This window comes from Halioglobus sp. D3-4 (assembly GCF_055809315.1).
In genome coordinates this window covers 3,243,109-3,268,518 of record NZ_CM147907.1, presented here as the reverse complement: position 1 = coordinate 3,268,518, position 25,410 = coordinate 3,243,109, and the positions used below count along the sequence as shown (strand labels likewise).

Here is a 25,410-nt window from a genome sequence, read left to right as displayed (position 1 = left end):
TGTGTGTCACTGCCCTCGATTCACCCTTCGTCGAATGAGAACGAGTTGAGTTTATGTCATCACGCTTGAAGTTTTTTGTTGTTCTGTTCTGCCTGTGGCCGACCCTGTCCTGCGCGGGGGATAACTATGGCGAGCACCCCAACGCCACGGTGGTGATTGATGAACTGGTTGTAGAAGAGGGCTTTGATCGCCAGGCGTTGGTCGAATTATTTGCCCAGGCAGAGCGCAAGGACAGCATTCTGACGGCAATTGCCCGACCGGCCGAGAAGTCCAAACCCTGGTATGAGTACCGCGAGATATTCCTGAACAAGCAGCGCGAGGATCAAGGCGTGGAGTTCTACGCCAAGCATCGCATCACGCTGGAGCGGGCAGAGCGGGAGTTTGGTGTTCCCGCGGAGATCATCGTTGCCATTATCGGTGTGGAAACCTATTACGGCCGGGTAGCGGGGAGCTACCGTGTGCTCGATGCACTGTCGACGCTGGCATTTGACTACCCGCCGCGCTCGCCGTTTTTCACCGGCGAGCTTAAAAACTTTTTGATTCTCACCCGCGATCAGGGCATGGACCCGACAGAATTGATCGGATCCTACGCCGGCGCGATGGGGTACGGGCAGTTTATGCCCAGCAGTTACCGCAGCTATGCGATTGATTTCGACAACGACGATATTGTCGATATCTGGACAAACCCGGTCGATGCCATTGGCAGTGTGGCCAACTATTTCAAGCAGCACGGCTGGCGTGAGGGCGAGGTAGTGGTATCCGCTGCAACCGCCGCAGCGGATACCCCCGACGACATCTTCGTGCAGCGCCGGGATGATTTGAAACCGGTGCGCACTGTCGCGCAGTTTGCCGCCGACGGCGTGGTGGCGACCATGCAGCTGGACCCGAATGCGCTGGCCACGGCGATGAAGTTTGAGTTGAAAGATGGCTATGAGTACTGGCTGGGCCTGCACAATTTTTATGTCATCACCCGCTATAACCACAGCGCGATGTATGCCATGAGTGTCTATCAGCTCAGCCAGAGGCTGGCGGAGCGTATCGCCAAGTGATGCAGCGCTATTTTACTGCGGCGGGCCTCGCACTGACCGTCTGGGTGGCGGCCTGTGCGACGCAACCGCCCGTCACCGAGCAGCCGCCTGAAAAGACCGCTGTGGTGCCGCCCAAATCGCGCTATGCGGTGCAGCACGATTTTGCGCCGCTCAAGCCGATCAGCCCGGAAGAGGTAGTCGACGCGGTGCCGCACCCCGACCCGATTCTGGCGGCCGGCAATATGAGCCCGTATGTTATCGATGGCGTGACCTACGAGGTCTTAGAAGACTACCGCGGTTACCGCGAGCGGGGTATCGCATCCTGGTATGGCGCCAAGTTCACCGGGCACGAGACGTCCAACGGCGAACTCTACGATGTCTACCAGGCCAGCGCCGCCCACAAGTCCCTGCCGATACCGTGTTTTGCGCGGGTCACCAATCTGGATAACGGCAAGAGCATCGTGGTGCGCGTGAATGATCGCGGCCCGTTCCATGCCGACCGCCTGATCGATTTATCCTACGCCGCTGCGGTAAAGCTCGGCTATATGGAAAAGGGCACAGCGCCGGTGGAAGTTGAAGTCATCGATGTGGTCGGTGTAGATGACAGGCGCGATGCCTCCTACGGCAAGTATCGCTACCTGCAACTCGGCGCGTTTGGCAGCGAGACCACCGCCAAAACCCTGCTGGCGGAGCTGCAGAACCTGTTGTCTGCCCCGGTGTTTATCAGCCCGGTCGAAGCCGGTGGCACCATGCTGTACCGGGTGCGAGTGGGGCCGGTCGATGACAAAGCGCACCTGCTGGCACTACAGCAGCGCTTGCAGGACAGCGGTTACGAAGCGGGGCAGCCGCTGCCCTGAAGTCGGGGAGTCAGTATGGCTGTACCGCGATATGGACATTAGCTCCAAGTGGAACTTACGCTTCCACGTAGCCAGGGTGATTAAGCATTGATGGGGCATCTGGCGACAGGAAAACCTCTGCCAGCCCCCGGCGATTCTTTCGCTTGGACTTCGCATGCGTTACCATCGCGGCTTGCCAACTTACCTCTACGGTTCCCTGAAATCATGATTCGATTAGCACTGGCCCTACTCCTCGTTGTTACCAGCTTTGGCGCACAATCACAGACTGCGATACCGGCGGCCCCGGAACTGGCGGCCAAGGCGTATCTGTTGATCGACGCGAACAGCGGCGAGGTATTGGTGGAGCACAATGCCGATATACAACTGCCGCCCGCCAGCCTCACCAAGATGATGACAGCATACGTGCTGGCCGAGGAGATCAAAGCCGGGCGCGTCAAGGAAGAGGATATGGTGAGGATTTCCGAGAACGCCTGGTCGCAGAATCCGGTGTTCAACGGATCGTCGCTGATGTGGATCGAGCCGGGGAAGGATGTCTCAATCGCCGACCTGCAGCGCGGCATCATTATCTCTTCAGGCAATGACTCCTCGGTGGCCGTGGCGGAGCATATTGCCGGCAGCGAGGCGGTATTTGCCGAAATGATGAATACGTATGCCGAGCGGCTGGGTATGGAGAACACCTATTATGTGAACTCGCATGGCCTGCCGGACCCGGCACACCTGACGACGGCGCGTGATCTCGCCATACTCGCCAAGGCGATGATTAATGACCACCCTGAGCAGTATGCGATCTACAAGGAACTCGAGTTTACCTATAACAATATCCGCCAGTACAACCGCAACACTCTGCTGTTGCAGGATCCTTCTGTGGATGGCCTGAAAACAGGTCACACCAAGGAGGCTGGCTACTGTTTGGTGGCATCGGCCCAGCGCCGCGGGATGCGCCTGATATCTGTGGTGATGGGTACAAACAGTACCAAAGCGCGGAAAAATGACACCGCCGCGCTGTTGAATTACGGCTTTCGATTCTACCAGACAGAGACGGCATTCGAGCCGATGACAGAGCTGGCCAAACCGCGCGTGTGGAAAGGTGTAGAGGATTACGTGCCAGTAGGTTTGTTGGACAAAGTTGTGCTGACGCTGCCGCGCGGCAAGCACGACGAGCTTGTCACCGACGTGACCCTGTACCCTGCAATTGAAGCACCGCTGGCAGTGGGTGACCCGGTGGGCACAGTGACCGTAACGCTCGATGGGCAGACTGAACTGCAGGCGCCAGCCGTCGCACTGGTTGCGGTGGAGGAGGCGGGCTTCTTTGCGCGACTGTGGGATACAGTGCTGATGTTTATCGCCAGTCTGTTCGGCGCCAGATAGTTTCACCTTACGCCAATGCAGGAGAGCACAGTGGAGCAGCCGCCCGACGCCCCCAAAATTGAATTCCCATGCGAATATCCGATCAAGGTCATGGGCCGCAGCAGCGAGACGTTTGAAACGGCTGTTCTGGAAGTCTTCGAATGCCATGCACCAGGATTCGATGCGCAGGCAATTGTCGCGAAAGTCAGCGCCAAGGGCACGTTCACCTCGCTCACCGTGACTATTACGGCCACCGGCCCCGAGCAACTGGAGGCCCTGCATCAGGACCTGCTGGCAACCGGCCAAGTCTCCATGGTGATTTGAGCCGTGTCGGCGCCGGATATGGTGCAGCGCGAACTGGGGCTGGTGGACTATCAGCCTACGCTGGACGCCATGCGCCAGTTCACCGATTCACGTGACGCTGACACGGCAGATGAGCTGTGGCTGTTGCAGCATTTGCCGGTATTCACCCAGGGCCAGGCCGGTAAGGCTGAACACGTGCTGGCGCCTGGAGATATTCCCGTGATTCAGGTGGATCGCGGCGGGCAAGTGACGTATCACGGGCCGGGCCAGTGGGTGCTGTACCTGATGGTGGATATGCGGCGCCGGCACTTCGGCGTGCGCGATCTGGTGAACCTTATCGAGCACAGCCTGGTGCAGCTTCTCGGCGAGTACGATGTTGCCGCCGCAGCCGACCCCGCTGCACCGGGTGTCTATGTGGCGGGTGAAAAAATCGCCTCACTGGGCTTGAGGGTGCGCCGCGGATGCAGCTACCACGGCTTGGCGCTGAACGTGGATATGGATCTGGAACCTTTCGGGCGCATCAACCCCTGCGGTTACGCCGGGCTGCAGGTCACGTCGATGGCCAGGCAGTTGCCCGGCGCGCGCCTTGATGTGCCTGCGGTCGGTGAGCGCTTGATGGCGATAGTGGCCCAGGGGCTGCAAGCCCAGGACGGTTGAAGCAACAAGCCCCTGCCGTCCTGGGCGCAGGGCAGGGGGCAATCCAGTCATGTCCGGTCCCTGCGGCCCAATAACCGCCCATCAGATAAAACTGCCTCTGTGGTTTCGTTACACCCCTTATCCGTGAAAATGCTCCTGAGATCCTCAATCAGCAGACCACCATCGACTTGACCAAGAGGGTTTCTGGCTGGCAATTCAGCAGGGATTCGTTGCCCTCAACTCCGTGGCGCTTTTTATTAAGTCAACCGTCTCCGGATTGCCACGAACATTATCATCGAGGGCTCACAGGACAATCACTCCCGCCGAATTAACCCATCCACCGCCATCCCATCGTCCATTTTATCTCCATGCCACAGCGGCACCAGTGTCGCCGCATCGATATCGATCTGTTCCCGCTGGTTGGCGGTAGTAAGCGCAAAAACGTTTCCGCTGAAACGCGTATCGGGGCCGTGAGGGATCAGTTTGCCATTTGGCGTTGTGAAAACGGGTTCATTCGATTCAATGACCAGACCGTAGCCTCCCTCATGTACCAGGCGATGGTGGTGGCGGCACAGTAGCAGCAGGTTATCGAGGCGGGTTTCTCCGCCATCGGCCCAGTGCTTTATATGATGCGCATCAACATGATGCCGTGCCGTGCAGCCGGGAAAACGACAACCACCATCACGCCGCTCCAGTGCACGGCGAATCGCCGGGGGAATACTGCGGGTACGGCGGCCGATATCCAGTGCTGTGCCCTTAGAGTTCTCCAGCCAATGTACAACACCACAATCACAGGCCAGTCTGCGGGACGTTTCCGCTGAAACGTGTCCGCCGTTTGCCAGTTCGGATTCAGCGCCGTCGCCGTCCGCTTTAAGAATGGAGGTATCTGTATGGAGGTGAAGTGTACAGCGATCGCCGCCTTTGCTTGTGGCCGCGTTGTCGCTGTTGCTGTTTTTCAGGAAAGTATCGGCAATACGTTCGAGAGCATCAGCACGCTTCGCTGCCACTGGCGTTTCAGCGGAAACGTTTTCCGCTGAACTGCGCTGCTCTTCATGCAACATTCCCATTCCCACATCCAGTGCCTGCACCACGCGCGCACCCTGCTCTGGACTCAGTCGCCCCTTGAAGACATAGCTGCCATCATCGTCGATGTACCAGTTGAACTCGCGCAGTGCATGCAACCGGTTATCGCGCTCCAGTGCCTCATTACGCTTTACCCTGCGGTACTGTCGTACCAGCCGTTCGACATGCGCTGCGGTGCCGTGGTCGGCGATCATCAGAAGGTAATCCTCATTCTGCGGGGTGGCGACACGTGTCATGGCGCGCACTTTGGAGAAACTGATACTGCCATTGCGCAGGGCCGTGCTGATCTGCGGCAGATCTTTCAGGGCATGAGCAACACGCACCTTCTCGCGAGCCGCGCCGAGGTTGATACCGCACTTCCAGTTCAGCCAGTGGGCGCAGGATTTGAGTCCCCCGCGGCCCCAACCCTGGCGTTCGTCATACTCCCGGATGAGTGTGAGCAGCCGGTAGGTGGCGGCATTGATGTGCGCGGCGAGTTCGGTGATTTCGTCTTCGAGGGTGGTCAGATCACGTATCGGAGTGGGAGCCATTGTGGCGGGGTATTGGTTCATGGCGGGATCCTCTGCGTCCTTGCTACAATACTGTATAAACACACAGTATATAGAGTATGAATTCAATAAAAACAGTGGCTTAAGAAGAAGATTATGCATTAATCTGTGATAGCAATGAGGCGAGGGCGGGTGATGCATGGTTGATCGGTGGGATAAAAGTCGACGGCACCGCTCACAGGAATGCGCGAATTTTACTCGCCTGCCTGTAGAGCCACGGGTGGGTGCTAGCATATGAACTACATCGAGTCTTCCAAGTCGTCTTTTTATTGGCTGATCATCGTTATTGGATTATTGAGTTGCTCTGGTGTCGATTCAGATCTACCGGCTGGAATTCGAGGTGAGTCTTTTCGGATTTCAGATCAGCAGGAACAAACTGAAGTATTGGATGAGATGAGCGATCAAAAAATTCCCTATAAAAGTCGATACAAAAGGGTTTGTTCACTACCTCCTAAAAGATCAGGCCGAGGTGTTCGGTATCCAGCGTAGGGTAAGATATGGGGAGACCCTTGATCCGAATTTAACCGAATCAACCATCCTTCCGAACAAGGATGTGATGATCATGTATACCGAAGCATTGCTTGAAAGTAGGATACCTTATAAGACTCACATTAGAGATGATGGATGGTATGAGATTAGCTGGTCGCAGGCTGATGGGCCTAGAGTAGATCAGATACGAGAAGATGCCGAGTTTGAAATAATGGTGGCTATTCTAGAGCGTGGCAAAAAAGTCACGAATTGACCGCGTACCTAATTAGTAGCGCGGGACAGTTCAATGTAATAGTGCAGCCCCGACCTGATCGACATTTTGCGATCAGGTGTAGCTTGATAGTCCGTTATGCAAAATATCCTGGCTAGATCACCCTGTCATTACCGCCGTCGATGGGAATCTGTGCGCCACTGGTTGCCACAAAAACATCGCTGGCAACGGTTGAGAGGAGGCGCGCCACATCGCTGGAACGGATCTCCCTGCCCAGCAAGTTCTTCGCCTTGTACTCCTCTACTGTCATGTTGTACCGCGCGGCCGATTTGGCCAGCGCTTCCTCTGTCCACAGCGCCGTATCAAACACCGCATCGGGGTGCACCACGTTGACGCGAACGCCATCGGCGGCCAGCTCCAGCGCGGCCACCCGGGCGAGTTGGGTGATGCCGGCCTTGCTGACGGAATAGGCCGCTGCTCCTGGTCCGGGGGCGGCGAAGTTGCGCGAGCCGACGACCAGTATAGAGGGGTTGATACCGAGCTTCAGGTACGGGATGGTCGCTGTCAGGAAGCGCTGGGTGGCGGTCAGGTTGATGGCCAGCGTCTGGTCCCAGGTCTCCTCGGTATGTTCTTCTATGCGCTCGCCGGATTTAAATATCCCGGCATTGCAAACCACGATGTCGAGGCCGCCGTAGCGCGCTACCACCTGCTCAACCGCGGCTGCGATGGACGCGCTGTCAGTGAGGTCGCATACCATACCGGTCATGCCGCTGCCCTGCAGCTGCGTCACCACCTCCGGTTGGATGTCCAGCCCGACCACTACCGCACCATCGGCGGCGAGTGCTTCGCAGGTCGCCTTGCCGATGCCGCTGTTGGCGCCGGTGACAATGGCGACTTTACCCTGGTGTGGCTTGGGGGTGCCGCTCTTGCCGAGTTTCGCCTGCTCCAGCACCCAGTACTCCAGCTCGAAAATATCCTTCGCCGGCAGGGCTTCCCAGCCGCCGATGGATTCACCGGTTTGAATCGCCCAGCGCGTGTGCCTGGCGATATCGGTAATGATATTGCATTCCTTTTCACTGCTGCCGAATGCGATGGAGCCTGCATCACGCCAGATTCCTACGCGCGGTGCGGGGTCAAGAATCTGCAGATCCCCCGGATTATTGGTGTCAAAATACGCCCTGTAGTCTGCGGCGAACTGTTCTATTTCGGGGACATCTGCAGCGGGGCTGTCGTCGATGATGGCCGGAATCCGTTTGGTGCGTATCACATGATCGGGTGTGATGGGCCCGCGTGTCGCAATATCGGCGACGTTGGCAAGGCTGGCAAAACCCTGTGCGTCCGGGGCCTGGTCCAGCATCGCCAGTTGCGCGCAACCACGCACTGCCGATACGGCCCGGCGGATACGCGCGAGGTCCAGCAGGTCGATCGGTTTCTCGGCGCTCGGGTGTTCATTCTTGCCGTGCGCGGCGATGTAGCCCTCCGCGCGGGTGACCAGTTCTATCATATTTTCATAGGCCACCCGGGCGTCTTCGCTGTAGGTGAAGACGCCGTGATGCATGAGTATGATGCCCTTGTACTGGCTCGGGTCATGTTGTTTGATTGCGTCATTGACCTGCTTGGACAGGATGAAGCCGGGCATGATGTAGGGCAGCACCAGGCAGTCGGGGAATACCTCTGCCAGAATGGCTTCGCCGTTGGGGTTGTTGCTCAGGGTGACGATGGCATCGGTGTGGGTGTGGTCGATAAACTTTGCCGGCAGGATGGCGTGCAGGATCGCTTCCACGGATGGCGAGGGGGCCGCGGGATCCAGCATCAGGGCGCGCAGTTGCTGCGTCATATCCGGGTCGGACAGTGTATCCAACTCGGCCAGCATGCAAGTCTCTTTCAGTTTAATAGCGGGAAAGCCGGGCTTCTCAATGGTTTTCAAATCCCAGCCGCTGCCCTTCACATAGAGTACGTCCAGCTCATTGCCAAAGAAATCGCGAGTGGTCGCCTTGACGGAGGTGTTGCCGCCCCCGTGCATCACCAGATCATCACTTGAACCCAGCAGCCGGGATGTGTACACGCGCATGGCGAGGTCATCATCGGCAAATGCGGCAGCTACCTTGTCGTCCCACAGGCTTTTCATTGTTTGTACTCCACGTTAACTATCTAATCGTTTAAAGGGTAAACACGCTTAGCCGGCGAGCGATTTTGCATAGGCATAAAGTGCCATGTCATAGGCATTGTCGCGGGCGATCCTGTCCCGAAATTCCGTTGAAACCGCCTCGCCTTCCCCGGCATGGCGATGGGGAATTGTGTCAATCTGCCAGCCATACTGCTCGGTGAGCTGTTTGAGAAAACGGTCGTAGTGCTCGGTGACGCCCACCACTTCAACCGCAGACAGGTTCTCCTTTGCCACAGACAGGCGATTGTCGTCGACCTGTATTACGCCTGTGCTCGCGGCGAAGCACTCCAGTGAAATACGGCCGTGCGCCCCAGCCTGTCGAAAGGCTTCAACCTCTGGCGGAAGATTACTGCCGTCACCTATCTCCCGGCGCGGTGGCAATTGTGGTGCGCCGGCCAGCAGGCGGTCTTCCGCCAGTGCTTCTGCAGCCGACATGGAAAACAGTTTGGTCTGGTAGTTGTGCATGAAACTGGCATTGAACCAGGTGTCTTCGTAGATCGCTTCCAGCTCCAGATTCTGGTGCTCGCTATGATAGCGCCGGCAATGCTTGAGGTAGGACAGTGTCCGCTCGACAGGGTCGCGTAGCAGAGTCAGTGCGACATAGGAATCATCCAGCAGCGAGCGAACCGCATATGGGATGTGCCCGCGCACCATGCGCAGTTTACCGTGCAGTGCATTGACATCGGCTACCAGGCTGGGGGCAAACAGGTAGGCTTCTATGTGGCGGAAAATCCCGGCATCGGGCTCGATACAGGCATCGGGGTAGCGCTCATCGGCGGAGAAATTGTGCCCGATAATGTCGGCAAATGAGGTGCCGCCAGTCTTCATGATGTGAATGAAGAGGAATTTTTTCGCGCCGGGAGCTGTCATCGCAAACGTATTGTTCTCGTAGGTCCGTACAGGGCTCAGGTGGCGATGACAGGAATCAGACGTTTGCCCTTGGGTTCGAGGTGATCTAGACGGACCTGTGGAACAACCTCTACGGCTGAGGCGACAGCGGCGAACGAGGCGGCACTTTCGCTGGTAAAGACTTCCACCATTTTGTCCAGTTCGGCCTGGGTCGCATCGCCGGCATTCACCGCGCGAAGCTTGTCGGTCACCGCATTCAGTGGATCGTGATTGCATGACCGGCACACGGGTTCCCGGCTGGTGACGTGGTACAGTTTCTGTTCGCTGATGGCCAGAATCGAGGCGTCGAAAACACTGGCCATGGGCGCCTCTTTCTTCCAGTCCGAGCAGCACAGGTAGTAGAGACCGTCGTAGCCAATGAATACGGACAGGTAGGGCACAGGACACACCCACTTGCGGCCGCTTTCGTCCATCAGGCGCTCGGCCGCGCGGCGCTCGGCGAATTTCTCGTACTGCATGTGATCGACGAACAGTGCGCCACCGCGATTGATGACCTCGTATTTCATGAAGCGATTGACGCCGTAACCACGCCAGAACGCCTCCATGCGGGCGGTGTGCTCGGGATCCTTCCGGTGGTTTACCAGCACGATCTGCACCTCGCAGTCCCTGCCGGCGTCATTGATGAAGCGCACGATATTGTCGCGCGTTTCTTCATAGGGGAGGTTGTAGATTCTCTCGTACTCTTCGCCGAGATCGGAAATGTTGATGTTGACGCTGGTGACGCCCGCTTGCAGTATCGCGTCACCGCGTTTTTGATCCAGCAGTGCGCCATTGCTGGACATGCCGCAGGAGTTGAATCCGGCATCGCGAACCTTGCGAATGAACGTCGGCGTATTGGGGTTGATCAGTGGCTCACCCAGCCCGCAGATATTCGGTCGAACCTCGATGGGAATACTGTTGTCGGCGCGGTTCATGTCCCGGAATTCGACAGCGCGAGACAGCGATTGCTCAAAGGTCTCCATCGTCATATGGCCCTGGTGCGGGGTGGCATCGCGCGGGCAGAAATGACAAATAGCGTTGCAACGATTGGTTGCCTCGATATCGATGTTGATGCTTACTGCCATGAGCTATCCGTGGAACGATGGTTCGGCCAGCCAGTATAGTAGACTGCAATTCAATAAGTAAGGCGCAAAAACCGTGAAATAGGGGCTGTATACGCCGCTTTTGTGGACCAATTCCGCAACGTTTCCAGCGCCTGGGATTACGGTGAAAGCCCGCTTGCGTCATACAGCAGGTGGGCCGAGCAATCTCCAACCAGATCCACCACCATCTCGCGGCTGGCAAACCGCCACTGTCCCTGGACCTTCTGAAAGCTGTCCCGGTAGCGTCCGGAAATAATCGGTTGCAGCGGCAGGGCGCCTGTCGCCTGGATGACAGTGTAATAGGAGCGTGCGCTGGCCTGGCTGCCGTTGTCATCGAGTTCGATGATCACATTGGTTGTCAGGTGTTTGGTCAGCGGTGTGCCCGTCGTTTCGTACAGGCGACAGGATAATTGGTACATCTTTAGCACTTCGTCATAGCCGCTGCGGCGGACATTGTGCGCCGGGGAGATGATTGCAGCATCGCGGAACAGTTCTGCAACGCCTTCGAGGTCTCCGTTGTCGATGCGCTCGGCATAAAGGTAGATCAGGTTTTCTATGCAGCGACAATCATCCATAGGCTTGCTCAACTCGTCGGTATGCGCAGGCGCTGCGCGCCTGTGTCGGGCTGGAATGCGCTAGCTGGTTGCCACTACGGGAATGATGTCCGCTGGAATCATGCCCTCGGGGTGGGCGTCACCGTAGCGCAGCAGTTCACCCAGCGCTTCATCGATATCCTTGCTGACCTTGCGCAGGGACGCCCGCAATTCATCGACGGATTCCGCTGTCACTTCGCCGCGGTTGAGTGCGCGCAATTCTTCAGTGAGCATATTGATCGGATCGTGGTTGCAGGTTTTGCACACCGGTTCACGGCTTACCACCATGGCGAGCTTTTGTCGGGTGACTTGCAGGAAACTGTAATCGAATACCGAGCCGAGGCTGGCCTGTTTGCGCCAGTCGGAACAGCAGAGATAGTAGTTGCCATCATAGCCGATGAACAAAAAGCCCCAGGGTGCGCCACACAGCGGTTGCGCGCCGCCGTCTGTCAATTCGTTGCGGGCACGGACCATCTCGGAATATTGCTCGAACTGCATATGTTCAACAAACAGCGCGCCGCCGCGATTGATGACGCTGTAATCGTGGAACTGTTTCAGCCCGCGTTCGCGCCAGAAAGCCTGCATCGCCTTGATATGGTCTCGGTCATCGCGGTGGTCCACGAGAATAATCACCGGGGTGCAACGGCCTTCTGCCAGTTCTGCAAACCGCGTGATGTTGTCGCGGCTTTTGGCAAAAGGCAGGTTGTAGATGCGCTCATACTCTTCATCGATATCGGAGATATTAATGTAGATCTCGTCCAGCCCGGCATCCAGCAGTTCGTGTGATTTTTCCTCGGTGAGCAGGGCGCCATTGGAGGACATCGAGCACCTGAAACCCTCGGCCTTGACCTTCTTCACAAATGACACGGTATTGCGATTGATCAGAGGCTCGCCGAGGCCACACAGGCTGACCACGACTTCCAGTCCTGAGACATCCTTGACAACCTCGCGATATTCCACTGCGCGCGCCAGAGCCTTGTCGAACGTCTCGACATCCATAATGCCCTGATGCGGCGTGGCATCGCGCGGGCAAAAGTGGCAGGTGGCGTTACATCGATTGGTTATCTCGATGTCAATGGTCAGGAACATGTTGCGCTCGGCGGACGGAGGAATTCGAAAAAATAATGGCACCTAAGGGCTCAAACTGTCAAGAATAGTCTCTGTAAATGCGATTTATGGAACAGTTTCGCGCATTTTTGGCGACATTCACGGATTTCTATAGCATCCACGCCATTTGGTGCGCCTTACAGGGTGCTGCTATCGCGTTCACTGGCAGAGTTCGTCATCCATCATTTTGACGTCTGCAATGATCAGTTTCCGTTCGCTGTACAGGGAGGTATAGATATCCTGGAATTGCGGTACCACATTCGGTGAATAACTGTCGGCAAAGGAATTCAGCATGATGTTGGCAAACTTCGCCCTGCCGTTGAAGTTCACATAGGTGGGCGTGTGCAGCTGTTCGTCCGTGGCGCCACGGTAGGCGATGTCGCTGTTGGCATCGCGCAAGAACCCGGATGAATACAGTTTTATCCGTGATTGTGGCGTGCGCTTGGTGAGGTGGCCTCTGGGCTGGAAGTGGCCAGTCAGTACAACCGCATTGCAGCGCGAGGGATCGAAATAGGGGTCAGTGAGAACAGTGTTTCCCATGTGCCACTCGAGTCCATTGCCCGGTATATAGCGCAGGTCCCACACCGTCTCCTGGCCAGCCAGCAGGTGAAAAGCAGTGTCGTCTGACAGCAGCAGATCACCGGGCAATGGCCCGATCTCAAGGCCGATAGCAAACCCGTGGCGTTGCGGTGTGCGCATCGCATCAAACCCGGTGTACAGCCGTTGCGACGGGTCGCTGCCAGGTGTTTCCCTGACCGCCAGCTGGCTCTTACGCCAGTGCTCTCGCCAGAATGCAGCCGTCAGATCCGCAGTCACGACCGGTTGTTCGGCGACGATATCGTTTTCACCTGAGGGGTTTGCGGACAGATCGAACAGGCCCGGCGCAAACCCCTGTAAACTGGCCAACCGCCAGTCACCGGACTCGGACAGCAGGCTGAAGTTCAGTGTGTTCACATTGGCGACGTAGACTTCCCAGCTTCTGAGGCGCTGTTCCAGCGCGTGGTCATGCAAAAATAGCGGCCACAGGTTGCCGCCGTCCAGATCGGACGGTGCCGGTACCTTTGCCGCCGCGAGCAGCGTCGGATAAATATCGACATTCATCACCACGTCATCAATGATTTTTCCCTGCGGGATGTATTCGGGCCAACTGATGATCAGTGGCGTGCGAAATGCCCCCTCGTACATCTCGTTCTTTTTGCCGTAGAACGGAAAATTGTTGTTTCTCTCTCTGTTGGTGCCGCCATTGTCACTGACGAAAACAACTAGCGTATTCTTCCGGTCGACAACCTCAAGTATGCGCCCGATGGCATCGTCGAGTTGGGTGACGAGTGCGGTATATTTCCCTTCCGGCGTATCCGGGAACTGCTCGGCATAGCGTGGTGCCGGTTGTATTGGCTGATGCGGCGCCAGAAATGCGTGGTAGAGGAACCAGGGTTGTCCCGCCTCCTGCAGTTGCTCAATTTTCTGTATGGTGTGGTCGGTCAGAATATCGGTGAGGTGTCCGTCAAACGCCTGCGATTCGCCGCCCTGTTCACGCAACATGGGGTTGAGGTAGGTGGGCTGTATCCGGCCCTTGTTTTCTTCAGTGATGACGCCCCCGAGTTCCCACTGGTTGAGAAAGCCGAACCAGTGATCAAACCCCTTGTTCTCTGGCCAGGCCTGGCGCCTTTCTTCGCCGGCGTGCCACTTGCCCGTGAGGTTGGTTGAATAACCGGCGAGCTGCAGCTGTTCTGCGATCGTGGAAAATTCCGATGGAATTTCTGACCCCACGGGGCGAAAACCCGAACGTTCAGCGTACCGTCCACTGAGTATGGCCACCCGGCTCGGTGTGCAGGTGGCGTCTGCGTAGTGCCTGCTGAAGGTCACGCCCTCCTGTGCCAACTGTCTGATATTCGGTGTCGGCAGGCCGCCACTGTTGAGTGCTGACGTGTCATCGTAGCCGAGGTCATCGGCCACTATTAGAAGGATATTTGGGGGTGCGCCAGCTGAGGTTTCTTGCGCGGTGCTCAGTGACTCTGTGAGAGAGTCTTTGATGCTCGAAAGCCAGGAGAAAAGAAGCGCAGCTAGCAGAAGAATCGCTAGGGATCGCTTATCATCAAGAATTGATGATGGAGTCACAGACATTGATCCTCTCTGGTCGACATTGGCAGTGCGGTATACTACCATCGCCGTCGATAGCGACAATAACAAGACCGTTTCGCTTACCCTTGCTGAAGACACTATGACGAGCCCACTCCCCAGTAGTTACGAGGTAAAGAAGGCACTGCTGTGGCCGCGAACCCTGTTCATGCGCTGGAAGTACAGGAAATCCAGCGGGCCCATGAAAACAATGCTGGAGTTGCATTACTACAGCAGCGCCCTGATCGACTTTGTAGGCGCGACCTTTGTGAATAAACACCTGCTGCATGAAGCCAGTATCGATTCCAACAGCGTGGTTGTCGATGTCGGGGCATTCACCGGAAGTTGGGCACAGCATATGGTGGATCGCTATGACCCGGTGATCTATGCGTTTGAGCCCAACCCCAACTCATTCAAGCGATTGCAGCAAAAAGCAGTCAAGAACCCCAAGTTACACCCGATGCCCTATGGTTTGGGTGATGAAGATGCCACAGTAGAATTCACTCTGAACGGCCTTGGGTCATCCATGTGTGACGAGCGCAGCAGCCACTCTGATACCCCGCGAATGGCAGTGGAAATAGCGGCTGTCGATCGCGTATGGGGCGAGCTTGACCTCGGACAAATTGATTTGATGAAGATCAATATCGAAGGCGCTGAGTTCCCGCTACTGGCCAAGATGATTGAAAAGGACCTCCTTAAAAATGTCGACTGCTTCCTGATTCAGTTTCACGAATGGCATCCGGGTGCGGGCAGCAAGCGGCAGCGAATCCGCAAGGAATTGTCAAAGACACATCGACTGGAGTGGGATTACAAATTTGTCTGGGAAAAATGGGTACGCATTTAGGCTGGCCCCTGTCTTCTGGACCATTTCTCCCAGACGAAGTGGTAGTCCCAATCCAGAGTGTGGGTTTTGTGTAGCGCTTTCCTGATTTTTCTGCGTCTGTGGTACGCACCCGGATGCCATTCGTGAAACTGAATCAGGAAGCAGTCCACGTTCTTCAGTAGATCGGTTTCTATCATTCGCTCGAGTAGCGGGAATTCGCCGCCCTCGATATTGATCTTCATTAAACCAACCCGGCCCAGCGCCAGTGCATTCCAGATATCGGCGATGTCGCGGATCTCCACCTCTGCGCTGGGCACACCCTTGTCGCCACTGGTGTCTGAAAATATCGAAGAGCCGAGGTGCTCCAGCGCCATTTGCGCGGTTTCGTTCTTGTCGCCCAGGCCGTACTCGTACGAAATCAGTCGCTCGTTTTCGACACTGCGTTTTTTCAGTTGCTTGAAGTTGCGCGGGTCGGGTTCAAAGGCGTGTATGGTCGGCCCATACCTGTCCATAATCTCCTGCGCCCACTCCCCGGTGTAAGCGCCGGCATCGATAACGGTGCTGCTGGTGTCGATGTTGGCTTCGTGCAGCAATAGCCGGTTTGCGGTGATGGCGCCCATCCAGGCGTAAAATGCCGGCCGGTAGTAGTGCAACTCGAGCGCGCTGAGCATGAAGCCCGGTTCGAGGTTTTCCTTCTTGCGCATGTACACCTTGCGGGGGTACATCAAGGCCATTTTAATCTCGTAGGGAGAGGGGGCTTTCAGCGGCATGGCGCAGGGCATCCTTTGGCGCAGAAGGCTTGTTCAGTCGTCAGTTGCGCTTCTCATTGGAATGGCCTTGTTCATGTCCTGACGGGCGTCGCGTTCTCCGGCCGTCACTTCGCCAAAGTTCAGCGAGAACAGGCGCCGCCGCTCGCCGCCGTTGTAGCTGGCGTGAATGGTGCGGAAGTTCCAGATAACGAGGTCACCGGGGGAACTGTGAACGGTGTAGGAGGGGATGTCCCTGCCGTCGATACCATAGCGATCATTGATGGCTGAAGAATCTATGAAATCCTTGCGTAAGGTGCGCGCATAGGTTTGCTGGTGGAAGTGGCTGCCGGGAATAATGCGAATGGCGCCATTGTCACCAGTGAGGTCGTCGAGGTAGAACGACAGCTTCACATGGTAGTGTTGCAGCGGGGCTGCGTAGTTGTCGGGGTGCCAGTAGCTCTCGCAATAAAACAGGTTGCCATCACTGCTGGCCCATTTGTACTCGTTGCCAATCAGGCTTCGCACGACACCGACAACCCGTGGGTCGTGTTGCAGTGGAGCCAGTTGGGGGGACTGTTCGATAAAGCCAGGAATGATGATGCGGCGTTCGTCGCCGTGCAGAGCCTCTTTGGTTTCCCACACGGGTTGTTCCTTGTCGCCGAAAATCGCTTCGAAGCCGGTGATGATATCATCGATGTCTTCAGCGAAGAGTCCGGGCACTTTGAGAAAGCCAAACGTCTCAAAAAAATGAATTTGCTGAGGCGTGAGCAGATACCGGTTGGCGACCTGGTCGTTGTCGCCTGGCTGGGTGGTCAGCGCTTGGCTCATAAAGGGCTATCTCATTGCTGTTGTCGAAGTAAATAACTTAGCATTATTGCTATATTTAGTGAAGCTGCCGCGCCCGCAGGATGTGAGCCGTGTAGCGCAACGGGCAAATACATGTCGACAATGCGGAACGGCCTTCAGGTAGCGGTAAGTACGGCGTGGCGGGGCGGGCAGTGCAGCGGGCCCATCCGGCGTGGTTCGCAGCTGATCATCTGGATGTTTACCGTATGTCTCACCGGTGTGGCGCACGCTGAGGCGCCCGAGGCCGAACACCTGAGTCGTTTTCAGCGCACAGCACAGTATTTGCAGGATGCGCCGCGTGATCTGCGCAGTGAATTTGCCGCTATTGCCCTCTCCAATCTGGCCAGTGCCTATTTTACCGAAGCGCGGCTGGCGCGCGAGCAGGCCCGCCAGCACCCCCACCTGATGTCCTGGTCCGTCCGTGTGGACCGTTACGCCAGCCAGATGCCGCTGCTGCTTGAGGACATCAAACTGGGCTTTCCGGTGCGCCTGTCACTCGGTGCGGAGAAATCGCTGGCGATTACGGTGGCTGACAGAACCGTAATTCTCAGCCACCCTCGCCTTTATGAGCAGAACGCGTTCGAGCAGGGGATACTGACGGCGTTCTGTGCCAGACACCGCTGCGAACAGTTTTCACCGGATAGCCGTGGCGAGGCTCCAATTCCGCTGTCTTCCTCCGGGGTCCGACCGCAGTGGTCGTTTACGGCACATGAATCGACGTGCACCTATCAGGGGATCGTCTTACGGTTTCAGAATACGCGCAATATGGCGAACGCGCGGCTGATCTGTGAACAATTTATGCAGGAAGTCATCACGCTGACCGAGGAGCTGGCATGGCAGTGGCGACATGCGGTGCCCATCGAATGGGGTCAACTGCACATTCAAGCGACGCCGCACAGGCCAGAGCATATGCTGCAGGTAAACAGCCTGGGCGACACTGTACTGCTGACGGTGCCGATGCTGTATCGCAGTCCGGGGCTGCTCAGTCAGGTTCTACCGTGGATTCGCCCGCAGGTTGTAGAACAGGCGCAAGTCACTCTCGAGTTGGACGCCGCTGATTATGGTTGGCAAAAACCCTGAACACGCTGCGCCCGTAGCTGCTGAAGACCGGAAGGATGTGAGTGCAAAAAAACAGTTGTTGATTCAGCTTCGAAACTTCATGACGGCACTGAGCAGTTGTCGACAGGTGATCTGCCCGATCAGTTTGCCGTTCTCCACTACCGGCCTGCGCCGTTTGTTCTTTAATAGCATGTCCTCGGCGACACTGACGATATCTTCATTGGGGTTGGCCACCACCAGGTTGTCCGAGGCCATATGTTCGCGCACGACGCCGATATTGTTGTTGTTATAGATGGCTCCCAGTACCGCTCGCAGGCAATCCATTTCCGAGAGTATGCCCACCAGGTTACCATCGGTATCGACCACGCAGACGCCTGAAATTTTGTTGTCGATAATGACTTTCATCGCATCGAGGATATTGTCTTCCGGGCTGACCTTCACCGGGTTGGGTAACATATAGTCCCGTAGATTGACCGACTGCAGCATACTCTTCTCCTATTGACCGGAAACTCCGGCTTTTCTCCTAGTATAGCCGGAAAATTGCAATCAGCGCTCCTGCGATGTGTGTTTGCAATGGCTTTCGCTTCTGTGACAATATCGGGCGCTCGATAAAGCCTGAGCTATCTACGGGATAACCATGAATTGGCTGAAAAATGTTGCGCTGATATGCGGGTCCCTGCTTTTTACCTTCGCCATCTGCGAAGGTGCTGTTCGGGCGCTGGTCTCGCTGGGCTACATAGAGCCACCGGGCAGTGCAAGCACCACTTTGAGTGCGGAAAAACCCGTCCACGCCAAACACAACGCACACAAGCGCAAGAGCGATAATTCTGTACTGTCCTACGAGTATGATCCGGCCGACCCCAATATCAATGCGCTGGGGCTCAGGGGCAAAGAGACCACCGTCAATAAACCTGCTGATGTGTACAGGATTGCGCTGGTCGGCGACTCATTCGCGTACGGTTACTCGGTACCGTTGAGTGATATTTTTGCCACGCGGCTAGAGAGTCGCCTGAATGATAATGCCCAGGGCAAGCGGTATGAGGTACTGAATTTTGGCCGCTCCGGTTACGGTACTGTGCAGGAAGCCGAGTTGTATCGGACGTATATCCGGCAGTTTGATCCCGATGAAATACTGCTGTCCTACGTACTCAATGATGTAACCGGCACAGAGTTTCTGGCTGAAATATTCCGCGCCGATGTGGCGTATAAGCGCACCACTGAAGAGTTGTCCCGGTACAGCCTTCTCGCGACATGGGTATACACCACGTATCACCGGTTCAGCCAGAGCCTGAGTCAGGAGGAGCTGTGGAACAGTCTCTATGTAAAGTCCTCGCCGGAATTTATGAAAGTGCAGAACGCGCTGGCAGACCTCTCAGCCATGGCGCAGCGGGACGGCGTGAAGATGCGGGCTGTCATATTTCCGGAACTGGGCGCCGATGCACAGGACTATCCCTATACTGACGTTCACAATGTCGTTAAAGCGGCCCTGCTGGAAAAAGGCTTTGACACCAGAGACCTGCTGCCAGATTACGAGCAATACACGGATTGGTCGACACTGATTGTTGCCAGCGATGACCAGCACCCGAACAGCGAGGGTCACGCCATAGCGACCACGGCAATCTATGAGTTACTGGCAGATTAGCTACGTTGCATTGCCCGTGTTGAACGCAGGCTGATGCCCGGGATACTTTGAAAACGGAGATCTGATATGTTGCGAATCGTTACGGCCCTGACAACAGTGCTATTGATCAGCGGCGCAGTGAACGCGTCTGCGTCCGACCCCGCGCAGCGTCTGGCAAAGGCTATCCAGTTCAAGACGATCAGCCATCAGGACCGCAGCCAGATTGATCTGCGGGAGTTCCGACGGTTCCACAAGTTTTTGCGCGCTTCCTATCCGCGGGTCTTTTCCAGGTTGGAAGTGGAGACTGTCAATGATTACAGCCTGTTGATCCGCTGGCCCGGCAGTGATCCTGCGCTGGAACCGATACTATTTACCGCACATATGGATGTGGTGCCGATTGAGCCGGGTACCGCAGATGACTGGGATCACCCACCCTTTGCCGGTGTGGTAGCGGACGGGCGTATCTACGGCCGCGGGTCGCTGGATGACAAGCAGGGGGTGCTGGGGAATCTGGAAGCTGCGGAGTCGCTGCTGGCGGAGGGTTTTGTGCCGGCTCGTACGCTGGTCTTTGCCTTCGGCCACGACGAGGAGATCAGCGGCCAGGACGGCGCGGCTAAACTGGCTGAGCGTATGCGGGAAAAGGGCTGGCATTTCTCCTGGATGGTGGATGAAGGGGGAATGGTGATTTCGGACAACCCGCTGCTCCCGGACAGCCCCGTTGCCATTATCAATGTCGCGGAAAAGGGTTATCTCACACTGACACTGGTGGCGACCGGCGAGGGTGGCCATTCTTCCAGGCCGCCCCAACAAAGCACTATCGGGCGCTTGTCCGCCGCGCTGGAGCGTATTGAAAACAACCCGTTCCCGACACGATTAGTGGGGCCGGTTGCGGCGATGCTGGAAACCATGGGGCCGCATCTGGATCAGCCCGAACGGTTTTTCTTTGATAACCTGTGGCTTACCGGCGGGATTGTAGCAGACCAGATGAGCGACGACCCGACGACCAACTCCTTCGTGCGTACAACCACAGCCCTGACGATGTTCAACGCGGGAGTGAAGGAGAATGTTGTGCCGCAGCGGGCCGAGGCCAAGGTCAACTTCCGCCTGCTGCCTGGGGACACGCCGGAGACGGTGGTAAGCTACATCACCGAGGTGGTCGACGACCCCGAAATCGAAATTAGCTATGATCAGTGGGATAATGTGCCCGGCGTGTCCGATTATACCGGTGGTGGTTTCAATGTGATTTCAGAGGCGGTCAGCGCGGTCTATCCACAGGCGGTGGTCGTGCCGTCGCTTTTGGTTGCTACTACGGATACCCGGCATTACATTGATCTGGCCGATGACCAATACCGATTCCAGGGGATGCTGGTATCACTCAGCCAGGCGTCATCCGTGCACGGCACCAATGAGTATCTCGATATTTCAAGCTACGAGAAGGCTATTGAAGTCGCGCGGCAAATGATGATACTTGGCGCTCGTTGACGCTCTGCATACAGGTTCAGCGTGCGCCGCATGCGGCACAGTGTTAGGCTGCCGTCTGCCGTGTTATCTGTAGTCAAATTGGAGAAAAGAATGCGTAGTCTCTGCACCCTCGCGGTCATACTGATGCTGTCAGCCTGCATCAGTCAGCCGCAGCCCACCACCGTCTGTGCTGAGGAACGGCCGCTGGTGTGTACGCGGGAGTTTCGGCCGACGTGTGCCGTACTTAAAGCCGGGGGCACCAGGGAGTTTGCCTCACCGTGCACAGCCTGTGCCGATAACGCCGTGATCGGCCACAACCCCGGACCCTGCCCCGAGTGAGCCTCACCAGCCGTATCCTTATCGCGATGGCCGCGGGCGTCCTGGTTGGTTCAGGGCTCAACGCCCTGTTTCATGTCAATCTGGTGCCGGGGCTGCAGGCGCTCATAGACACCTATCTCGTCGGTGGCTTGTTTGATGTGGTAGGGCGTATTTTTGTCGCGTCCCTGAAGTTGCTGGTGGTGCCGCTGGTGCTGGTGTCGCTGGTATGTGGTTCCAGCTCGCTGGGTAACAGCGCTCGCATGGGCCCGATTGCCGGTAAGACAATGCTGTTCTATCTTGCTACCACGGCGGTGGCTGTCACCGCGGCGCTGATTGCCGCAGTCCTGATCGGCCCCGGTGAAGGTGTGAATTTGGTCAGCAATGTCACCTTTCAGGCAACGCCGCCACCCCCGCTGTCGGATGTGCTGGTAAACATCTTTCCCACCAATCCGGTACGGGCGATGGCCGAGGGTAAGATGTTACAGATCATAGTCTTCGCCCTGCTGTTTGGTTACGCCATCTCCCATGCCGGTGAGCCCGGCCAACGCATTGCCAGCTTCTTCCGCGACATGGAAGCCGTGGTTATGAAGATGGTCGACGTACTGATGCATCTGGCGCCGTACGGCGTATTTGCCCTGCTGGCAAAGTTGTTCGCCACCATGGGTATAGGCGCAATCCTCGATTTGGCGACGTATTTTTTAACCGTGCTGGCGGTATTGCTGTTTCATGTGCTGGTGACCTACAGCCTGCTGCTCAAGGGCCTGACGGGGCTGTCTCCGCGGATACTGCTGAGCAAGATGCGCCCGGTTTGGGCGTTTGCCTTCAGTACGGCCTCCTCCGGAGCGACGCTGCCAATCACCTTGCGCACCGTTGAGAATCGCCTGGGAGTGCACAATTCTGTCGCCGGTTTCACTGTGCCCCTGGGGGCGACCATCAATATGGACGGCACGGCGATCATGCAGGGCGTGGCCACTGTCTTCATTGCCCAGGTGTACGGGATGGATCTTTCCATGGGGGCGTACATCACGGTGGTGATCACAGCAACGCTGGCCTCCATAGGTACTGCTGCAGTGCCGGGCGTCGGTCTGATTACGCTGGCCATGGTGTTGGGTCAGGTTGGTCTCCCTGTAGAGGGAATTGCGTTGATCATTGGCGTTGACCGCCTGCTGGATATGGTGCGTACCGCAGTGAACGTCACAGGCGATTCGGTGGTCTCCGTGGCTGTGGCGCGCAGTGAGAAACAGTTCGATGAGGCAGTGTTTCTGGACGAAAGCCCTAATCAGGATGACGACGACATGGACAGCACAGCCGTGTCTCCGCCCTCGGCCTGAGACATACCTACGCAATCAACCGTTATTAACCCAAGAACCTGCTATTGAGATCAAGACCAGCCTATGTCCATTCAGTGTACTATCGTACCCGTCACGCCCTATCAGCAAAACTGTTCCATAATCAAATGTGAGTCCACGGCGCGCGCGGCCATCGTCGACCCGGGCGGGGATGTCGAGCGTATTCTGGCTGCCGTCGAACAAATGCAGGCTACTGTCGAGAAGATCATACTCACCCACGCCCACATGGACCACTGTGCAGCGTCAGATGTTCTGCGCCAACAACTGGATATTCCGATAGAGGGGCCGCACCGGGAAGATGATTTCTGGTTGCAGAAGCTTCCCGAGTCCTGCCAGATGTCCGGCTTTCCACCGGCCGAGGTCTTTGCCCCCGATCGCTGGCTACAGCAGGGCGATTCGGTGAGCGTCGGCGAGCAGGTGCTTAAGGTCATCCATTGCCCCGGGCACACGCCGGGTCATGTGGTGTTTGTGCATGAGTCACAGCGAGTGGCCTGGGTCGGTGACGTGCTGTTTCAGGGTTCTATCGGCCGCACAGATTTTCCCCGTGGCAATCACGATGATCTGATAGCCGGCATTCGCGACAAGCTGTTCCCGCTGGGCGACGACATCACGTTTGTTCCCGGTCACGGCCCGACGTCAACCTTCGGCCATGAGCGGCAGACTAATCCCTTTGTGGCGGACTCGCGCTATGGCTGAGGGAGAGGGGACAGAACAGGGCCACAATGGCGCAGGCGCGGCCGAACAGGAAGAGCGCGAGGTCTTACTGCGCCAGGAATACCATCAGCAGACGGCGCGCATACACTGGCACGAACTGCAAACCTACTACGCCCACGGTAGCGTCGTTGCCGTGGGCGCACAGCTCAATCTGGTCGAAGTCGCCGTGCAACTGGGCATGGACAATGCCGAGCGTTTTGAGCAATGGATTGCCGCGGGTGATATCTCTGCGGTGAGCGATGAACAGGCGCTCGCCTGGTACAACGCCAACACCCTTCTGTGGGCGGTAGTGGCAGCGCCGTGGGTGTTGGTACAGGAAGCCTCCGGCGGTGATTCCGCCTAGACAATTGGCAAGTCGAACTGCAATATAAGCGACCATACAAGTGATGACAGGGCATTTCACTTTAAGCTAGACTGAGGCCCCTTCACCAAAAACAGAGGTGCATAATGCGATCCTTAATTTTAGCCACGACTCTTCTTTTTTCCGCATTGAGTTTCGCTCAGGGTGGACCCTACTCAACGTCAGAAACGCCCATTGGTACACTGCTCGACGATCCGGCCGCCGTTGCCGTGCTGGAGGAGTATATGCCGGGTTTTACTTCCAACCCCAATCTCGCCATGGCCAGCGGTATGACGCTGGTGGAGGTGCAGGTTTATTCTCCGGCCCCGCTGACCGATGAACAGATGGAAGCCCTCAACGCTGACCTGTCGGCCCTGTCGGCAGACTGACGGCACGCTGGCAACCTGACAGCTGTGACGTTCCGCCGTGAGCGTCATGCCTGGCTGTGTTTTTTCAGGCCGCCCGGACCACTTTAGAGATTCCTGAGCAATTCCAGATACCCCGCTTTAGAGCCCCCTTTTTCCCAGTAACCGATAATACCGCTCTTCTGTAGCCGCCTATAGATGTCCTGAGACTCTGTATCGACAAACGGGCTGGTCCATTCCATGGGAATCATGGCCGTGAATTCGGCGGCCAGTCCCTGGCGGGTGTGAGATGAGTTTTCATGCGGCTGAGCCGTCTGTTCACCAAACAGAGCGGTCAGCATTTGGCTTTGCTCCGACATATGGGCGATGAACACGTTATTGGCTTTAAGGCTTTTTATAACCCCCGTGTAGGTGGGCTTTGGGTCGAACGACAGGAACGCTGCCATGCACGGTGAATCTTTTTGTAGGATGCGCTCCGCCAGTGATCGCGGTTCGGTCTTTACGGCATCCGTGAAGCTGTCGATATCCATCTGCAGATACGTGAGCAGATTGACAGAGTCCGGCCGTTTGTCGTTCTTCAGGGTGTGTGAAACGCGGTAGGCCACCATGCTTTTGAGTATCTCTGCAGGATCGCGCACGGTGGTAAAAAAGAGGTCTTTGTCAGGCCGGTAATAGGGCAAAAACTCACGCGCTTGTTTGTGCCCAAGAATAAATATTCGCCGGGGATTCCGGAGTAGCTGATAGCCTGCAAACACGCGCAGGAAGCGCTGCTGGCGATTTTCGGCCGCATCGTCTGCCAGGTACGATCGCAACAACTCGCCCTGTGGTGTCCGGGGTGGACAGGAATGTGCCATATAGGTGATGGACTGGTCCACCGGGCCGCTGCCTGGAAGTGGCACCGGGGCACACCGATTGTGGTGTACCAGAATCTTGCGAATCGAAGTCCCACCACATTTTGGTATGTGAATAAAGAATACACGTTGCGAATCGGGGTACAGGTCCATCAGGGGGAAATAGTCCGTCGTACCGATACCCCGCTGCTGCATCTGCAGCGCCTCTTCCTCAATCGCCTGTCTCACCCGGCTTATCGCCACGGGGTCCGAGAGATCGGGAGTGGTGTCTCCACTATTGCTGTCTGGTATGGGCGGCTGTTGTGGTGTCGTCATTCCCGACTCTACCTTCTCCAAAGTTTAAACGCGTTGGTTTTTACGGGTGCTCGAAAGGTAAGTCTGCATTGACCTGCCAGGTGAGTCCAGCGCAAACCGGTTAACGCGTCACGTTTGGCGG

General features: G+C 56.7%; 26 protein-coding genes. 15 read left to right on the top strand and 11 right to left on the bottom strand.

All coding sequences use genetic code 11. The features are described 5' to 3' along the window. Positions 1–53 precede the first annotated feature (53 nt). The 5 genes from mltB to lipB all read left to right on the top strand — a co-directional run bounded on the left by mltB (position 54) and on the right by lipB (position 4,192). On the top strand, positions 54–1,049 hold the full coding sequence (mltB, locus tag AC0L6S_RS14115; protein WP_473424658.1) for a lytic murein transglycosylase B: 996 nt from the start codon (positions 54–56) through the stop codon (positions 1,047–1,049). Continuing rightward, on the top strand, positions 1,049–1,885 hold the full coding sequence (locus tag AC0L6S_RS14110) for a septal ring lytic transglycosylase RlpA family protein (RefSeq protein WP_473428600.1): 837 nt from the start codon (positions 1,049–1,051) through the stop codon (positions 1,883–1,885). Before mltB ends, AC0L6S_RS14110 begins: the two co-directional genes overlap by 1 nt. A gap of 204 nt (positions 1,886–2,089) precedes the next feature. Further along, positions 2,090–3,253 carry a D-alanyl-D-alanine carboxypeptidase family protein gene (locus tag AC0L6S_RS14105; protein WP_473424657.1) on the top strand — a complete coding sequence of 388 codons (1,164 nt, stop codon included), beginning with the start codon at positions 2,090–2,092 and terminating at the stop codon, positions 3,251–3,253. A gap of 30 nt (positions 3,254–3,283) precedes the next feature. Beyond that, complete coding sequence (locus tag AC0L6S_RS14100) at positions 3,284–3,556, top strand: YbeD family protein (protein WP_473424656.1); 273 nt, start codon at positions 3,284–3,286, stop codon at positions 3,554–3,556. A gap of 18 nt (positions 3,557–3,574) precedes the next feature. Then, complete coding sequence (gene lipB, locus AC0L6S_RS14095; RefSeq protein ID WP_473428599.1) at positions 3,575–4,192, top strand: lipoyl(octanoyl) transferase LipB; 618 nt, start codon at positions 3,575–3,577, stop codon at positions 4,190–4,192. 293 nt (positions 4,193–4,485) lie between these two features. On the opposite strand, the gene AC0L6S_RS14090 is transcribed toward lipB, so the two are convergent. After that, positions 4,486–5,805, bottom strand: coding sequence for an HNH endonuclease signature motif containing protein (locus AC0L6S_RS14090; protein ID WP_473424655.1), 1,320 nt, complete (start codon positions 5,803–5,805; stop codon positions 4,486–4,488). A 559-nt stretch (positions 5,806–6,364) separates the two neighbouring features. On the opposite strand from AC0L6S_RS14090, the gene AC0L6S_RS14085 reads away from it, so the two are divergent. Beyond that, positions 6,365–6,544, top strand: a complete 180-nt coding sequence (locus tag AC0L6S_RS14085) for a hypothetical protein (RefSeq protein WP_473424654.1) — start codon at positions 6,365–6,367, stop codon at positions 6,542–6,544. A 112-nt stretch (positions 6,545–6,656) separates the two neighbouring features. Here the strand turns inward: AC0L6S_RS14085 and AC0L6S_RS14080 are convergent, their stop codons facing one another. The 6 genes from AC0L6S_RS14080 to AC0L6S_RS14055 all read right to left on the bottom strand — a co-directional run bounded on the left by AC0L6S_RS14080 (position 6,657) and on the right by AC0L6S_RS14055 (position 14,484). Then, entirely contained in the window at positions 6,657–8,630 is a 1,974-nt protein-coding gene (locus tag AC0L6S_RS14080; protein ID WP_473424653.1) for a bifunctional aldolase/short-chain dehydrogenase, read from the bottom strand. A 48-nt stretch (positions 8,631–8,678) separates the two neighbouring features. Then, positions 8,679–9,539, bottom strand: a complete 861-nt coding sequence (locus AC0L6S_RS14075) for a hypothetical protein (protein ID WP_473424652.1) — start codon at positions 9,537–9,539, stop codon at positions 8,679–8,681. A 35-nt stretch (positions 9,540–9,574) separates the two neighbouring features. Continuing rightward, positions 9,575–10,642: a radical SAM/SPASM domain-containing protein gene (locus AC0L6S_RS14070; RefSeq protein ID WP_473424651.1), complete on the bottom strand. Its 1,068-nt coding sequence runs from the start codon at positions 10,640–10,642 to the stop codon at positions 9,575–9,577. Positions 10,643–10,779: 137 nt separating this feature from the next. Further along, positions 10,780–11,235 (bottom strand): nuclear transport factor 2 family protein, encoded by a 456-nt coding sequence (locus AC0L6S_RS14065; RefSeq protein ID WP_473424650.1) that lies wholly within the window; start codon positions 11,233–11,235, stop codon positions 10,780–10,782. A 60-nt stretch (positions 11,236–11,295) separates the two neighbouring features. Then, positions 11,296–12,342 carry a radical SAM/SPASM domain-containing protein gene (locus AC0L6S_RS14060; protein WP_473424649.1) on the bottom strand — a complete coding sequence of 349 codons (1,047 nt, stop codon included), beginning with the start codon at positions 12,340–12,342 and terminating at the stop codon, positions 11,296–11,298. A gap of 177 nt (positions 12,343–12,519) precedes the next feature. After that, on the bottom strand, positions 12,520–14,484 hold the full coding sequence (locus tag AC0L6S_RS14055; protein ID WP_473424648.1) for a sulfatase family protein: 1,965 nt from the start codon (positions 14,482–14,484) through the stop codon (positions 12,520–12,522). A gap of 97 nt (positions 14,485–14,581) precedes the next feature. Between AC0L6S_RS14055 and AC0L6S_RS14050 the strand changes: the two genes are divergently transcribed. After that, positions 14,582–15,322 (top strand): FkbM family methyltransferase, encoded by a 741-nt coding sequence (locus AC0L6S_RS14050; protein ID WP_473424647.1) that lies wholly within the window; start codon positions 14,582–14,584, stop codon positions 15,320–15,322. Here the strand turns inward: AC0L6S_RS14050 and AC0L6S_RS14045 are convergent. Both AC0L6S_RS14045 and AC0L6S_RS14040 read right to left on the bottom strand, forming a co-directional pair. Further along, on the bottom strand, positions 15,319–16,071 hold the full coding sequence (locus AC0L6S_RS14045) for an FkbM family methyltransferase (protein ID WP_473424645.1): 753 nt from the start codon (positions 16,069–16,071) through the stop codon (positions 15,319–15,321). The two genes, AC0L6S_RS14050 and AC0L6S_RS14045, sit on opposite strands and share 4 nt — an antisense overlap. Positions 16,072–16,104: 33 nt before the next feature. Then, positions 16,105–16,878 (bottom strand): phytanoyl-CoA dioxygenase family protein, encoded by a 774-nt coding sequence (locus AC0L6S_RS14040; protein ID WP_473424644.1) that lies wholly within the window; start codon positions 16,876–16,878, stop codon positions 16,105–16,107. Positions 16,879–16,989: 111 nt separating this feature from the next. Between AC0L6S_RS14040 and AC0L6S_RS14035 the strand changes: the two genes are divergently transcribed. After that, positions 16,990–17,976, top strand: a complete 987-nt coding sequence (locus tag AC0L6S_RS14035; protein WP_473424643.1) for a hypothetical protein — start codon at positions 16,990–16,992, stop codon at positions 17,974–17,976. A gap of 63 nt (positions 17,977–18,039) precedes the next feature. Here the strand turns inward: AC0L6S_RS14035 and AC0L6S_RS14030 are convergent, their stop codons facing one another. Further along, entirely contained in the window at positions 18,040–18,441 is a 402-nt protein-coding gene (locus AC0L6S_RS14030) for a CBS domain-containing protein (RefSeq protein WP_473424642.1), read from the bottom strand. Positions 18,442–18,592: 151 nt separating this feature from the next. Here AC0L6S_RS14030 and AC0L6S_RS14025 point away from each other — a divergent pair, with 151 nt between their 5' ends. The 7 genes from AC0L6S_RS14025 to AC0L6S_RS13995 all read left to right on the top strand — a co-directional run bounded on the left by AC0L6S_RS14025 (position 18,593) and on the right by AC0L6S_RS13995 (position 24,147). Then, positions 18,593–19,597: an SGNH/GDSL hydrolase family protein gene (locus AC0L6S_RS14025; protein WP_473424641.1), complete on the top strand. Its 1,005-nt coding sequence runs from the start codon at positions 18,593–18,595 to the stop codon at positions 19,595–19,597. A gap of 66 nt (positions 19,598–19,663) precedes the next feature. Further along, positions 19,664–21,058 carry a M20/M25/M40 family metallo-hydrolase gene (locus AC0L6S_RS14020; RefSeq protein WP_473424640.1) on the top strand — a complete coding sequence of 465 codons (1,395 nt, stop codon included), beginning with the start codon at positions 19,664–19,666 and terminating at the stop codon, positions 21,056–21,058. A 90-nt stretch (positions 21,059–21,148) separates the two neighbouring features. Beyond that, entirely contained in the window at positions 21,149–21,376 is a 228-nt protein-coding gene (locus tag AC0L6S_RS14015) for a hypothetical protein (RefSeq protein ID WP_473424639.1), read from the top strand. Beyond that, the gene (locus tag AC0L6S_RS14010) at positions 21,373–22,686 is read left to right on the top strand and encodes a dicarboxylate/amino acid:cation symporter (RefSeq protein ID WP_473424637.1); all 1,314 of its coding nucleotides are present in this window, start codon (positions 21,373–21,375) and stop codon (positions 22,684–22,686) included. Before AC0L6S_RS14015 ends, AC0L6S_RS14010 begins: the two co-directional genes overlap by 4 nt. A gap of 63 nt (positions 22,687–22,749) precedes the next feature. Then, a complete protein-coding gene (locus AC0L6S_RS14005) occupies positions 22,750–23,400 on the top strand; it encodes an MBL fold metallo-hydrolase (protein WP_473424636.1) in 651 nt (216 codons plus the stop codon). Then, positions 23,393–23,761, top strand: a complete 369-nt coding sequence (locus tag AC0L6S_RS14000) for a DUF2288 domain-containing protein (RefSeq protein ID WP_473424635.1) — start codon at positions 23,393–23,395, stop codon at positions 23,759–23,761. The genes AC0L6S_RS14005 and AC0L6S_RS14000 overlap by 8 nt, the downstream gene beginning before the upstream one ends. Before the next feature lie 104 nt (positions 23,762–23,865). Further along, positions 23,866–24,147: a hypothetical protein gene (locus AC0L6S_RS13995; RefSeq protein WP_473424633.1), complete on the top strand. Its 282-nt coding sequence runs from the start codon at positions 23,866–23,868 to the stop codon at positions 24,145–24,147. Positions 24,148–24,230: 83 nt separating this feature from the next. On the opposite strand, the gene AC0L6S_RS13990 is transcribed toward AC0L6S_RS13995, so the two are convergent. After that, entirely contained in the window at positions 24,231–25,289 is a 1,059-nt protein-coding gene (locus AC0L6S_RS13990; RefSeq protein WP_473424632.1) for a hypothetical protein, read from the bottom strand. Positions 25,290–25,410: the final 121 nt, after the last annotated feature.